Consider the following 13,788-nt stretch of genomic DNA (forward strand, 5'->3'; position numbering starts at 1 on the left):
ATCTTTACCACCCCACCAGAAAGCCCCACCCTTTGGGCGGGGATGAATAGGTTAGATGAAAGTTATTCCCTTTAACAAAGCTCCACCCTTTGGGTGGGGTGGTTTACTGTCAATAAAATAGAACCGTCCCATTTTTTATCCTTTTTAAACTTGACGGAGTCAAATATAATCGGTTATGTTTACAATTGTCAATTAAAAATGCTTTCGCATATCATTGCGAGGAGCGACGCGGTTGCGAGGCAAAGCCGAAGCAAACTGACACGAAGTGTCATTGCGAGCACCCCAAGGGTGCGTGGCAATCTCAAATGAGACTCCTTGCTTCGCTCGGAACAGGCTCCGCAATTTCAAAAGGCCAAAGAATACTGTGAGGCAGAGCTTTAGCCATGTATATACAATTAGTCTTGACAAATATGTAAAATAATGAGAAAATTAGAAATAAAAATAAGAGGAGAAAGTATATATAATGAAGACTACAATTGACATAGATGATGGTATCTTGAAAAAGGTTATGGAAATATCCAGGTCAAAGACAAAGAAAGGAGCGATTACTGTTGCCCTTAGCGAATATCTGAGGCTTAAAAAGAGAGAAGAACTTAAAGGGCTGATAGGTAACTATAAAGACTTTAGCCTTACACTTGATGACCTCAGGAAGATGCGGCATGAGCGATAAGCTACTTGTGGATACCTCAGCGTGGATTCTGAGTTTTAAAGACTCAGGTAATCAAAAACTGAAAGATTATCTCAGAGAATCCATAGACTCTGATAGAGTAGTTACTACCAATATTGTGATACTTGAACTCTTGCAGGGATGTAAAGATAAAAATGAATACAAAACACTTAAGTCTCGTCTCGATATACTACCGCTTTACAAGGTAACAGACAGATCATGGTCTATTGCCTATGAAATAGGGTTTTTCTTAAAAAGAAAAGGGTTAACAGTGCCGACTGTTGATATAATTTTAGCCTCTATAGCAAAAGAAAATGCATTAACTATTCTTCATCATGATAATCACCTGAAGATTATATCTCGTGAGATTGGTATTAAGACCGTAGATTTTCTTTAAAAACAGGAGGAGATAGATTTGAACCATAAAATAGAAGGGAAACCCCAAAAAATCGAAAGAGTTTTTGGGGACATCAGTATTGAGCTTGCTGAAAGGGTCAGGAATCTCCCACCATATCTTTTTGCAGCGATAGACCAGATGAAACAAGAGGCTATTGCAGAAGGTGTTGACCTTATTGACCTGAGTATCGGAGACCCCGACATGCCGACACCAGTAAATATAGTAGAACGGATGAAAAAGGCGGTTGAAGACCCTGCAAACCACCGCTACCCATCTTACGAAGGGATGCTGAGTTTCAGGGAGGCTGTTGCAGACTGGTATAAGAGACGATTCAATGTGGAAGCTGACCCTGAAAATGAGGTTCTTTCATTGATTGGCTCTAAAGAGGGGATAGGACACATACCGCTCGCCTTTGTTAATTTAGGTGATATAGTCCTTGTCCCTTCACCATGTTATCCTGTATATCCAATCGGGACGCTACTTGCTGGCGGAGAACCCTACTTCATGCCCCTCAGAAAGGAAAATGGTTTTCTCCCTGACCTCAAGAGTATTCCCTCAAATATGGCAAAAAAGGCAAAGCTCATGTTTATTAACTACCCCAATAACCCAACATCAGCAGTTGCAGAGAGACCTTTCTTTGAAGAGGTCATTGAATTTGCTCTAAAAAATAACATCATCGTATGCCATGATGCCGCATACTCTGAGATATATTTTGATGGTTATAAACCAATAAGTTTTCTATCTGTGCCAGGGGCAATGGAAGTGGGTATAGAGTTTCACTCCCTTTCCAAGACATATAATATGACAGGCTGGAGGATAGGTTTTGCTGTAGGAAATGAAAAGATAATCTCAGGTCTTGGTAGAATAAAAACAAACCTTGATTCAGGTATATTCCAGGCAATTCAGGAGGCAGGGATAGAGGCGCTGAATACAGAAGAGGGTGTCCTGAGAGAAATAAGAGATACATACCAGAGAAGACGAGATGTCTTAATCTCGGGGCTCACCCAGGCTGGATTAAAAACAACTCTATCAAAGGCTACATTCTATGTCTGGATGGGAATTCCTGAGGGCTTTACATCTTCAGATTTTACAGCTTTATTGCTCAAGGAAGCAGGGGTCCTGACGACACCTGGAAATGGTTTTGGAGATGCAGGTGAGGGATATATAAGGATAGCGTTGACTGTTGGGGAGGAGAGATTGACTGAGGCTGTGGAGAGGATTAAAGGGGTTTTATGACAAAAACAGCATACCTCAGCATTGGCTCTAATCTCGGTGACAGAGTAGCAAACTGTCTTGAGGCGATAAGACTGCTTAGGGAAACCCCATTTGTGAGCATCCATAAGGTCTCATCCCTTTACGAAACAGAACCTGTTGGTTATGCAAAGCAGGGCGATTTTATAAACTGTGTGGTGGAAGTCGAAACAACTCTAAATGCTGAAATGCTCCTTGATTTATGTCTCAATATAGAAAATACCATCGGAAGGGCAGGGACATTCAAGTTGGGTCCACGGATTATAGACATAGATATTTTACTTTACGGTAGCGAGATAATAAACAGAGAATCGAAGATCGCGAAGCAAAGGCTCACCATCCCACATCCCTACATGCATGAAAGAAGATTTGTCCTTGCCCCGCTATCAGAGATAGCAGCGGAGGTAATACATCCGTTACTCAAAAAAGATATAAGAACACTCCTCGATGAGTTAAACGATAAAAAAAAGGTTAGAAGGTTGTGTCACTCATCCATAGATATATAGCCATTGAAGGTCCTATCGGTGTGGGGAAGACAAGCCTTGCAGAACTTCTTGCAAGGGAATTTGATGCAAGGCTCATCCTTGAACAGGTGGAGGATAACCCTTTTCTCAGTTATTTTTATTCGGATAGAAAGAGATACGCATTCCAGACACAGATATTCTTTCTGCTTTCAAGATACCGTCAACAGCAGGAACTATCTCAGCAGGATTTATTTAACAGGGTTACCATAACTGACTATATCTTTCTTAAGGACAGGGTCTTTGCATATGTAAACCTCGATGAAAACGAGATTGCACTCTATGAACAGATATACTCCATGCTCGATGAAAAGATAACAAAACCAGACCTTGTTATATATCTCACTGCATCAACAGATGTTATAATAGAGAGGGTCAAACAGAGAGGAAGGGAATACGAAAAGGGTATAACGAGGGAATATGTGGAGGAGTTAAACGAGATGTATAACAACTTCTTCTTTAATTATTCAGAAACACCACTCCTCGTGATAAACACATCAGAGATAGATTTTATCAAGCACAATGAAGACCTCCGTGACCTTGCACGACATATAAGAAAGATGAGGGGAGGGACTCTCTATTACAGACCGATGTCACTGAGGCAGGAGATGAAATGATAAAATTGATAGATAAGATTTCTGATATGCAACACCACTCAGAGAGTCTTCGCAAAAAAGGCAGGATTATAGGCTTTGTACCTACAATGGGATTTCTTCATGAAGGACATCTCAGCCTAATAAGGGAGGCAAAAAAGGTATCTGATGTGGTCATAGTAAGCATCTTTGTAAATCCTACACAGTTTGGTCCTGCAGAGGACTATGAGCAATATCCGAGAGATCTAACAGGGGATATAGAGAAGGTCGAATCTACTGGAGGGGATATAGTCTTTGTGCCTCCAGTCTCTGAGATGTATCCTACAGGTTACCTTACTTATGTAGATGTTGAGAGAATAACAGATACGCTCTGTGGCAGCTCAAGGCCTGGACATTTTAAGGGGGTAGCAACGGTAGTAACAAAGTTATTTAATATTGTAAAGCCCCACAGGGCGTTCTTCGGGCAGAAGGATTATCAGCAGACGGTTGTTATAAGGAGGATGGTAAGAGACCTTAACATGGGTGTAGAGATAATCGTATGTCCGACAGTCAGGGAGTTAGATGGTCTTGCCATGAGTTCAAGGAATTCTTATCTTAATCCACAGGAAAGAAAGGCAGCAACCGTGCTCTACAGAAGCCTCAAAACAGCAGAGGAAATCATAAAGGCAGGAGAAAGGGACACATCCGTCATCTATGATAAAATACAACAAATAATCATAGCAGAACCGCTATGCTCAATAGACTATATCAATATCGTTCATCCTGAGACACTTGAGGATATAAAGAGCATCACAGAAAAGACCGTCTTAGCCCTCGCAGTCAGGATCGGCAGCACGAGGCTGATAGACAATATCCTTGTAGAGCCGTGATAGACCTCCTTAAACTTCTCATTATTTTTGTATTTATACTATACGCCCTCAGATTGAGGTGGAACCTTGGACTTGTTATGCTTGTGGCATCTGCTCTACTCGGTGTCACATTCTTCATGAGTCCACGGGAGATTATTCAATCTGCCTACAGAGGACTGATAGAGCCAATCACATTCGAACTCATTGTCGCTCTCACAGCCATAATGGTCCTTGAAAATATCCTCAGGAAGACCGAGACCCTGAAAAGGATGATGGATTCGCTGAACGGAATTATAAAGGATAGTAGAGTTATTATGGCATCTGTCCCGGCACTTATAGGGTTGCTTCCATCTGCAGGAGGTGCTGTCTTTTCAGCACCGATGGTGGACGAAGCGGGGAGACACCTTTCAATCAGCAATGAAAGAAAGGCATTCATAAACTACTGGTTCAGACATCCATGGGAATATATCTTTCCTCTTTACCCAGGTATAGTCCTTGCTTCTGCAATTGAGGGGGTACATGTAGGCAGACTGGTGCTTACCCAGCTTCCATTGGGATTAGCTTTTATTGTAGGAGGTATCGTCTGGGGACTGAGGGGAATCAAGAGCGAAAAGAGGAGCACAACTGATAAGAAGGATTACAGGACTCTGATGCTCAGTCTTTTTCCAATCATTGCTGTGATACTGCTTGTACTGGTGATCAATCTTCAACTATCGGTAGCCCTGATAATTGTAATAGGCTCCCTTTTTCTTCTCCACAGGTATAGCATTTCCCATGTGTGGGAGGCTATAAGGAAGGGTGTTTCAATCAATATTATCTGGCTCGTTACAGGTGTAATGGTCTTTAAAGAGATGTTGAAGGCATCAGGTGCGGCGGTCTCAATACCGATATATCTATCTGAGCAGGGCATACCTGTTGTTGCACTTCTTTTCCTGATGCCTTTTCTTACAGGTTTACTCACAGGACTCACCGTAGGCTTTGTAGGAATAACATTCCCGATGCTCGTAAATCTTCTTGGTAACCCCCTCGAACTCAAGTTGATGGCGTTTGCATTCGGCTGTGGCTACCTTGGGGTATTGCTTTCACCTGTGCACCTATGCTTTATACTTACCAGAGAATACTTTAAGGCTGATATTGGCAGGATATATCGAATAATGATAATGCCATCAGTATTAATTCTTATAGTTGCAGTGCTGATGTTGATATGATGCTTCAAAAAAATCTATCTATCAGACTTGCCTTTTTCTTCGCTTTGCTTTTTCAGGTTTTTCCTCAGTTTTATCTTCCACCATCCTTAACATATCTTCTACCACAATCCGTTCCTCATGACGCAATCTGTCAATGATTTCGGAGTCTTTTGTTTCAAGGTACTTTATAAGTGTTGAAAAGGGAGATAAAAATTCAATAAGTTCTGGTTGGTTTGCTATCTCAATTTCTTCCAAAATTATCTTTATCATTTCAGTTTTCTTTTCTTCAACAAGTGATTTCAATACCCATGCGAATAGGTCTATAAATTCGGTTTTCTTTCGCATTTTAATTAGACAAAATAGTATTTCTCTAAAAATTTTAAGAGCTCCGTCTGTGTTGCCTTTAAGCGTTTCATCTATAAAAAGATGTACATAAGCATGCCCTAAATTAAATAAATGTTTATCAGTAGGCTCTATTTCGACTGCTTTTTTGAAAGCCTCAATAGCATCTTCAAAAAGATGACTTTGGACATATGCAACACCTAAGCCAGCCCAACCGATATCCGATTCTGGGTATATCTCAATTATTTTTTTGAATGCATTTATTGCTTCTTTATATTTCTTAAGTTTAGTGTAGATAAGCCCAAGAGTATACAATGATTGATCACAAGTAGGTTCGATCTCAATATGCCCGAGAGTTATTTTTTCTTGAAGCTCTTTTAAAACATTATCTAAATGTGTAAGTAATTCTTCTTTCGTAAACCATATCTGTAAAAATCTTACAATAAACCCAAGTCTCTTTCTCCCTGCTTCTATCCTCATTCGCCTCCAAAGGCTAAAAAGTATCTCATTAAAGTCATAAAACACCTTTTTTGCATATTTTTTTGCTATCTTGATATATCCTATCTTCTCAAGTCGTTTAATCTGAGAGATCACGATATTGACTGGTATATAACAGCGGACAGCTATTTCAGTTGGTGTAAGCAAGCTTTCAGCTCTTGCCATCACATCAATGATCTCTTTTTGTTGCTCAGAAAGATCTCTCATTCTTTCTCGGAAATAAGGAGAGAGTTCATCGAGGATTTTAAGAAAGATATTTTCCACTGAGGTTATGTCGCCTTCGACAATCATATGATACAAGCTTAAAATAAGCCTCGGATTCCCTCCTGATAATTCATGAATTGCCCTTAGTTTGGGTTCTGATTTCTTAAACTCTTCTATAAGGGCATTATTCCCATCAATCTCTGCATATCGATTGAGCAGTGCTACAGAATCTTCAAAAGATAAATCCTTGAGCCAGATAACCTCAAAAAAATTATAAAGAGGTTTATCATGATTAATGATTGAATCGAAAAGGGTTGGAGCTGAGCCGATTAGTAAAATACTATCATAGGTCATCAATACTTCTCTTAAGGAAGACTGGTCTTCATTAGTAAATCGTTCAATAATATCGTTTAAGTTATCAACAAGAAGCAGTAATATTTTCCCTGTTTTCTCCTTAAAAGTTTTAATATAAGAAAATGCAAGTTCTTTTTGTCTATCATCTAAGGTAATGGGCCTGATTAATTCTTCTGGGATTGGTAGTATTCCTTCTGTTTTTGATTTGGCAAGATGCCGCAGTGTCCACATAATAAATTTTATTATATTCCCATAATATTCCTCTTCTGGGAAAATAACAGGGACAAACTTCTCTTTATAAACATTCAATCCCTTTGTTTTAATGGCTCCCCTGAGAGCATGATAGAGTATTTGTAATATATGGGTTTTACCAATTCCTTTTGGACCGACAAGTATTGCATGAGAAAAACTTTGCCCTGAAGATGCATTCTTTAATATCCGCTTTAGATTATCGAGTTCCGTATTTCTCCCGATAAGAGTATCCTCAAGTGTTTTAGGGTCAAGCAATGCAGGTGTATATTTATAAAATTTCATGATTATTCCTCTACTAAATCGTAATATCTTAGCCACCAGTCTCTAAGGATATTAGTTGTAAAACTATAAGATTTTGTTTCTGTATCATAGGAAACATAAAAGTCGTTTTCAATGTCGTTCATCAGATAACTGAAGGTTTCATCAGGCAGATTACCTTTGCTTTCCAGCCTAAATATTTTAAACAATTCACTCTTACCGACCTTTCCCCATCTCGCCACTTCAAGTATCAATCTTTTTGCAACGTGTTCAGCGTCTTTTTCATAATAATCTTTCAGCCTTGTATAATAATGTTCAAAATAGGTTCTGCTGGCAGGTCCGAGGACCTCTTCTCGATAAGCTTTATCAATAACATCACTGCTGAGAGTTTTTGTTTACGCCTTCCCATTTCATAAAGGCTCTCTTTTGCAAGTATCTGTAGGAAATATGGAACAGACGAGCCGATTAATTCCAGAAATTTATCAATTATTGATGATGGTAGTTGTTTAATCTGGCCCTCGTTTTTTAGAAGTTCTCTTATATAAGCCCTGCCGTCTTCTTCAGAAAATGGGCCAATTCTGATAATCTGGAAATCATTTATAACTTTAGTGCCTGTTTTTACTTTTTCTAACATGTGTTCGATACCTATGGAACCACCAACTACCCAGCGTACTTGTGACAACTCCGGCATCTGTCTTACTGACCTGAACCAGTAAAGGACGTCGCTCATTTTTTATTTTCAAACGCACATCTGCAACTTCGATCTCTTCTATTTTCCCTACTATATTCTTTATCCATTTAGCCATAGAAAACACTTTACTACGAATTTTGGAATCTGAAAGGATTTTTGTTATCAAGGCACTCAAAAAGTCCTTAGGCTCACCCATTCCTTCGGTATCAAGAAAGAAGGATTTAAAGTCCCTCATGGGATTCTCATAAAGATGATACATTATGCTGGTTTTCCCAAATCTTCTTGGAGCCGTTAGGAGAACCGAGCTTGTTTCCAAAGCTTTCCAGATGTTTTTTATTTCCTCATGCCTATTCCAGAGGTCCTTTCCTTTGGCAATATTGCCAATGACAAAACTCGGATTCTCCATGGCCGTGCCTCCTTATATAACAAATTAGTTATACAACAATAGTGTTATACAACATAGTTGTCATTTTGTCAAGGGTTATTTATAAAAATTTTCATTTAGATTGGAGTAACTTATTGTAAGAATTAACTAAATTGTAATTAAGAAGTGGAAAGGGCAGAGTTTGAAATTTTACTTACTCCTCATCACTGTTACACTGTATCCCTCATCTGCAAGTTTGCTTGCCAGTACTGAGGCATCCTGTTTTGATTTAAAGATACCAATCCTTACCCTGTGATACTTTGTGCCATTTATAATTGTATCTGTGAGACTTACATCCTTATAATTCCATTCTAAAGCCTTCTTCAGCCTTACCGCATTATCAATATTCGTAAATGCACCAACCTGAATGGTAAAATCACCGTATCCTCTCTCATCAAACTTTACATACTTAATGTATCTTTTATCCCTTTCAAGGTATTCAATCCTCACACGCCCTAAACCTTTATCTGCCATACCGAGTTCCTTCGCAGCCCCGAATGAAAGGTCTATTATCCTTCCATCAACAAATGGACCTCTATCATTTATAAGTAACCTGACATTCTTACCGTTCTCAAGGTTTGTAACCCTCGCATATGTGCCGAGAGGAACTGTCCTGTGCGCTGCTGTATGTTTATACATATCATATATATCACCACTTGCTGTTGGTCTGCCATGAAAATCCATACCATACCATGAAGCGATACCTTCTTCGACCCTGTGCGGCACTCCAATATCTATTCGGGGAGGAGGGTAAGATGCGACTCTGTATGTGGCGCAGGAAGCGAGAAATAGAAGACAGGTACAAGATGCAAGAAGCAAGATTTTTGATTTTTGATTTTTGATTTTTGAGTTTAGAGTTTTGAGTTTAGATATCCATCTCATAGATTCTATATCTCTTATATACCTTCGCACCAAAATGATGTGCTATGCGATGCACCGCAATGTTATCTTCAAGAACCCACGACAGTTCAACTCGTTTATATCTCTTATTTTTCATACCCTCCAAGGATTTGAGATAAAGCAATGCATCTATTCCATAGTTTCGATATTCTTTCTTTACCCCGAGAATCATAAGTCTCAGCGTATCAATCTTTCTCGAGTAAAATAAAAACTTGAATATCCCTGTTATACCGATATGGCCATTCAGGTGTTTTAAGACCTGATTATAGTCAGGGAGTATCAACATGAGCCCAACAGGTCTTCCTTCAACCTCAGCAAAAAGTGCTAAATTCGGAATAATGAGCGGTTTCATCCTCTTTGCAGTCCACTCTATCTCTTCGTCAGTTATCGGAACAAAACCCCAGTTTAACTCCCATGCAGAATTATATAGTTCTTTAAACAACATGACCTCTCTATCAAACTCTTTCATGTTAATAGGTCTTACTCTGATGTCAGATTTTATTAACCTCTCTGCTACCCGTTTTATCTTTTCTGGTATTTCCTCGGGAATATCTACTGTATAGGCGAGGAGGTCCTTTGCCTTTCTCAGACCATAACCTTCAAGGAGTGATGTATAATAAGAAGGGTTATAGGGCATCATCAGGCAGGGAGGTAAATCAAAGCCATCTATTAGTATGCCACACTCATCATTTGTAGAGAGATTTATGGGTCCAATCATGCCCTTTAATCCCTTTTCTCTTAACCATGACCTCGCTGAATCAAGAAGTCCTCTGGCGACTATGGCATTATTAGAACATTCAAATAATCCAAAAAAACCGACATCTTCCCTGTGGAATTCAATATAGTTCCTGTCAACGATTGCAGCAATCCTTCCTGTCTTTTCATTTGCACCTTCAGCTAAGAAGAATACTGCCTCTGCGTGTTTAAAGAATGGATTTTGGGGTGAAAGGTTTTTTTTAAGGTCTGAAATAAGTGGTGGGACCCAGTAGGGATTTTCTCTGTATAAATTGGAAGGAAGTTTTAGAAATTTTTTGAGTGTTCTGTCATCATTTACCTTTATTATTCTCAAAGATTAGATAACCCCTAAACTCTTGCCCACCTTCTTGAATGCATCGAGAACCTTCGATAAATGCTCATCTGTATGTGTAGCCATAAAACTCGTCCTTATAAGTGCTTTGCCATTAGGGACAGCAGGACTAACCGCAACATTAGCAAATATCCCTTCATCATGAAGCATCTTCCCCATCATAAATGCCTTACGGTCTTCGCCTACAATTATAGGTATAATCGGCGTTTCACTGGGTCCTGTATCAAATCCAAGTGATTTAAAGCCTTCTTTCATCCTGCGGGTATTCTCCCATAGTCTCTGTCTTCTTTCGGGCTCATTGATTATTATATCCACTGCTGCACTCACCGATGCAACAGATGCCGGTGGGGGGCTTGCACTGAATATCAGTGGACGGGATACATGTTTTATGTAGTGTATTATCTCCTCTTTTGCTGCAATAAATCCACCTATTGATGCAAGTGATTTACTATAAGTTCCCATAATGATATCAACATCATCTTCAAGCCCAAAGTGCTCAGCGGTGCCTCTACCATTCGCACCGAGAACACCTATACCATGTGCATCATCTACCATTATCCTTGCTCCATGTCTTTTTGCGATCTTTACTATTTCAGGCAGTTTTGCTATATCTCCCTCCATGCTGAAGACACCATCAACCACAATGAGTTTACCCCTCCCATTATTCTGTGAGACAATTCTTTCAAGGTCAGCCATATCATTATGGCGATATTTTTTGACCTCTCCAAAAGAAAGACGGCACCCATCTATTATGCTGGCATGATCCATCTTGTCTATGATAACCGTATCATCCTTTCCTACAAGCGCAGATATTGCGCCGAGATTTGTCTGAAAACCAGTAGAGAAAACGAGTGCAGACTCCTTTTTCATAAAGGAGGCGAGTTTTGCCTCTAATTGTTCATGTATGTCCAGTGTGCCATTGAGGAATCTTGAGCCTGCGCATCCTGTGCCATATTTCTTCACTGCCTCTATGGCAGCCTCCTTGACTTTCGGATGGTTTGTGAGACCAAGGTAATTATTTGAACCGATCATAATCATCTTCTTCCCGCCGACTATCACCTCTGGATCCTGTGCAGACTCTATTCTTCTAAAGTATGGATAGACACCGGCAGCCATCACCTCTTTTGCTGTAGTAAACTTATAACACTTTTCAAAAATATCCATGATTAATTCCTCCAGAAATATAAATTACAACCAACCATTTTTTATATACCATTCAGCAGTCATCCTTATTCCTTCTTTAAGACTTACAGAGGGGGTATAATTCAGTTCAGCCCTTGCCCTTGATATATCACATATCCAGTAAGGCTGAATCATCTCACGCACCTTTCCCCTATTGATAAGGGCAGGCTTCTGGCTTATCCTATACCACTGTTCATATATAGATGCAATTCTATAAAGTAAGCCCTTTGAGACCCTGACCTTTAAGGGATTCTTGCCCACTGCCTCTGCTATCTTATTGGCAACCACTATTGAAGAATAAGCCATCCCATCAGAGACAAAATATATCCCACTGCTTTTATTGTTCTCAGCTGCAAGGATTATAGCCTCCACAAGATCCGCTACATAGCAGAGGCTAAGATATGTCTCTCCCCAGATAAATATTATACCCAATTTTGCCAATTTAAAAAAGAAATAAATATCTCTGTCTCTTGGACCATATACCGCAGATGGTCTTATAATAACAACAGGTAGTTTATCTTCCCATGACTTTACAGCCTTTTCACCGAGTAATTTACTTTCTCCATAATCGGTTATGGGATGAGGGTCTTCATCCTCTGTTAAGGGTTTACTGTTTGTCCCAGGTCCACATGCTGAAAGACTGCTTATGTAGACAAACTTTTTTATACCCTTGTTCTTTCGTGCTACTGTATCTATTATGTTTTGAGTCGCGTGATAATTTGCCCTGAGGTATTCATCCCTGCTCAGTGCCTTTGTGATACCTGCTGTGTGATATATGTAGTCAAATTTACCCAACACACCTTCAAGGCTCTCTTTATCAGAACAGTCGGCATAAATGAGTTTGACATTAAGACCCTTAATCCATTTCAGGTTGCTGGTCTTTCTTATAAGGCAGGTAACATCATTGTCAGCCTCCACCAGCCTTTCGGTAAGATGACTGCCTATAAACCCTGTAGCCCCTGTAACGAGTATCTTAGCCATAAAAGTAGGGGTGCCCCAAAAATCAAAAGATTTTTTGGGGTTCAAGTAGCCTATTTTTACCAGATTTCTTGGATAAAAGTCAATGAGAGGATAATAATTCAATCACCTGTTGCATATCGGCAGGGAGAGGGGAAGTGAATTCCAAGTATTCTTTTGTATAAGGATGACAAAATCCGAGGCATTCGGCATGGAGCATCTGTCGGGGTATATCAATATCCTTGCCCTGGACTTGATTCAGGGTTCTCGTTAATTTACCCCGCACCAGCTCTGTGGTGCGGGGTTTACCACCATAGGTTTTATCACCAAGTACTGGAAACCCTCTGTATGATAGGTGTACCCTTATCTGATGCGTTCTACCCGTGGATAGACTTAGTTCTAATAAAGTGGCACCAGAGAATCTCTCAAGCACCATGAAGGTAGTCACTGCTTTCTTTCCTCGCTTTGTCTTGACAGAGATCTTTTTACGGTTTGATATCGCTCTTCCTATTGGGACATCTATAACCCCTGTATCTATTTTTATAACACCTTGCACCAGTGCAATATAACTTCGCTTTGTGAGTCTATGTTTAAATTGACTTGTAAGTTCCTGATGCGCAAGATCGTTCTTCGCAACCACTAAAATACCTGAGGTGTCTTTATCCAGTCGGTGAACAATACCGGGTCTCAGTACGCCTCCTATACCTGATAGATTCTTACAGTGAAACAGCAGTGCATTCACCAGTGTCCCTCTCGGATTACCATGAGCGGGATGAACAACCATACCTGCTGGCTTGTTTACCACAACAACCCAATCATCCTCAAAAAGTATCTCTATCGGGATGTCTTCTGGAATAGCATATAGCGGTTCTGGCTCTGGAACTACTACATGAATACTGTCACCTTCTTGTATCCTGTAATCGGGTTTTACAGGATGGTTGTTTACAGAGACCCTCTGGTTTTTGATGAGTTTCTGGATGTAGGATCGTGAAAGAGAAAGTTCCTTTACACCAGCGAGGTAACGGTCTATACGCTGTCCGATTTTATCTTTACTGTCACTATCAAGAAAATAGAACCGTCCCATTTTTGATCCGCATTTATTCGATAACCGTAATTATCTCTTCTATCGGTTTTCTCTGTCTTTCAGGGGGCGACTCATCCGGGATACCGATAGG

At 39.9% G+C, this 13,788-nt stretch carries 16 protein-coding genes and 1 pseudogene; 7 read left to right on the top strand and 10 right to left on the bottom strand.

Annotated elements, in window-relative coordinates; genetic code table 11:
* Positions 1-463: 463 nt before the first annotated feature.
* The 7 genes from AB1488_10800 to AB1488_10830 all read left to right on the top strand — a co-directional run bounded on the left by AB1488_10800 (position 464) and on the right by AB1488_10830 (position 5,485).
* Positions 464-670 carry a type II toxin-antitoxin system VapB family antitoxin gene (locus tag AB1488_10800; GenBank protein ID MEW6410577.1) on the top strand — a complete coding sequence of 69 codons (207 nt, stop codon included), beginning with the start codon at positions 464-466 and terminating at the stop codon, positions 668-670.
* Positions 660-1,064, top strand: a complete 405-nt coding sequence (locus tag AB1488_10805; protein MEW6410578.1) for a PIN domain-containing protein — start codon at positions 660-662, stop codon at positions 1,062-1,064. Before AB1488_10800 ends, AB1488_10805 begins: the two co-directional genes overlap by 11 nt.
* Positions 1,065-1,136: 72 nt before the next feature.
* Positions 1,137-2,300, top strand: a complete 1,164-nt coding sequence (locus AB1488_10810) for an LL-diaminopimelate aminotransferase (GenBank protein MEW6410579.1) — start codon at positions 1,137-1,139, stop codon at positions 2,298-2,300.
* Positions 2,297-2,821, top strand: coding sequence for a 2-amino-4-hydroxy-6-hydroxymethyldihydropteridine diphosphokinase (gene folK, locus AB1488_10815; protein MEW6410580.1), 525 nt, complete (start codon positions 2,297-2,299; stop codon positions 2,819-2,821). The genes AB1488_10810 and folK overlap by 4 nt, the downstream gene beginning before the upstream one ends.
* Entirely contained in the window at positions 2,797-3,453 is a 657-nt protein-coding gene (locus AB1488_10820; GenBank protein ID MEW6410581.1) for a deoxynucleoside kinase, read from the top strand. The genes folK and AB1488_10820 overlap by 25 nt, the downstream gene beginning before the upstream one ends.
* Positions 3,453-4,298: a pantoate--beta-alanine ligase gene (gene panC, locus AB1488_10825; GenBank protein ID MEW6410582.1), complete on the top strand. Its 846-nt coding sequence runs from the start codon at positions 3,453-3,455 to the stop codon at positions 4,296-4,298. The genes AB1488_10820 and panC overlap by 1 nt, the downstream gene beginning before the upstream one ends.
* Entirely contained in the window at positions 4,295-5,485 is a 1,191-nt protein-coding gene (locus AB1488_10830) for a DUF401 family protein (protein ID MEW6410583.1), read from the top strand. Before panC ends, AB1488_10830 begins: the two co-directional genes overlap by 4 nt.
* A 21-nt stretch (positions 5,486-5,506) precedes the next feature.
* Here the strand turns inward: AB1488_10830 and AB1488_10835 are convergent, their stop codons facing one another.
* From AB1488_10835 to AB1488_10880, 10 genes and pseudogenes are all read right to left on the bottom strand, one after another.
* Positions 5,507-7,171 carry a tetratricopeptide repeat protein gene (locus AB1488_10835; protein MEW6410584.1) on the bottom strand — a complete coding sequence of 555 codons (1,665 nt, stop codon included), beginning with the start codon at positions 7,169-7,171 and terminating at the stop codon, positions 5,507-5,509.
* Positions 7,172-7,177: 6 nt separating this feature from the next.
* A pseudogene (locus AB1488_10840) lies at positions 7,178-7,396 on the bottom strand (ATP-binding protein).
* 2 nt (positions 7,397-7,398) lie between these two features.
* Positions 7,399-7,614, bottom strand: coding sequence for a hypothetical protein (locus AB1488_10845; GenBank protein ID MEW6410585.1), 216 nt, complete (start codon positions 7,612-7,614; stop codon positions 7,399-7,401).
* 53 nt (positions 7,615-7,667) lie between these two features.
* On the bottom strand, positions 7,668-8,006 hold the full coding sequence (locus AB1488_10850) for a hypothetical protein (GenBank protein MEW6410586.1): 339 nt from the start codon (positions 8,004-8,006) through the stop codon (positions 7,668-7,670).
* A complete protein-coding gene (locus tag AB1488_10855; protein ID MEW6410587.1) occupies positions 7,978-8,469 on the bottom strand; it encodes a hypothetical protein in 492 nt (163 codons plus the stop codon). The genes AB1488_10850 and AB1488_10855 overlap by 29 nt, the downstream gene beginning before the upstream one ends.
* Before the next feature lie 168 nt (positions 8,470-8,637).
* Positions 8,638-9,369, bottom strand: coding sequence for a septal ring lytic transglycosylase RlpA family protein (locus AB1488_10860; protein ID MEW6410588.1), 732 nt, complete (start codon positions 9,367-9,369; stop codon positions 8,638-8,640).
* On the bottom strand, positions 9,353-10,456 hold the full coding sequence (locus AB1488_10865) for an N-acetyltransferase (protein MEW6410589.1): 1,104 nt from the start codon (positions 10,454-10,456) through the stop codon (positions 9,353-9,355). The genes AB1488_10860 and AB1488_10865 overlap by 17 nt, the downstream gene beginning before the upstream one ends.
* 3 nt (positions 10,457-10,459) lie before the next feature.
* Complete coding sequence (locus tag AB1488_10870; protein ID MEW6410590.1) at positions 10,460-11,638, bottom strand: aminotransferase class I/II-fold pyridoxal phosphate-dependent enzyme; 1,179 nt, start codon at positions 11,636-11,638, stop codon at positions 10,460-10,462.
* 24 nt (positions 11,639-11,662) lie between these two features.
* On the bottom strand, positions 11,663-12,637 hold the full coding sequence (locus tag AB1488_10875; GenBank protein MEW6410591.1) for an NAD-dependent epimerase/dehydratase family protein: 975 nt from the start codon (positions 12,635-12,637) through the stop codon (positions 11,663-11,665).
* 79 nt (positions 12,638-12,716) lie between these two features.
* On the bottom strand, positions 12,717-13,697 hold the full coding sequence (locus tag AB1488_10880; GenBank protein MEW6410592.1) for an RluA family pseudouridine synthase: 981 nt from the start codon (positions 13,695-13,697) through the stop codon (positions 12,717-12,719).
* Positions 13,698-13,788 lie beyond the last annotated feature (91 nt).

Source organism: Nitrospirota bacterium, from assembly GCA_040756155.1.
Lineage (GTDB): Bacteria > Nitrospirota > Thermodesulfovibrionia > JACRGW01 > JBFLZU01 > JBFLZU01.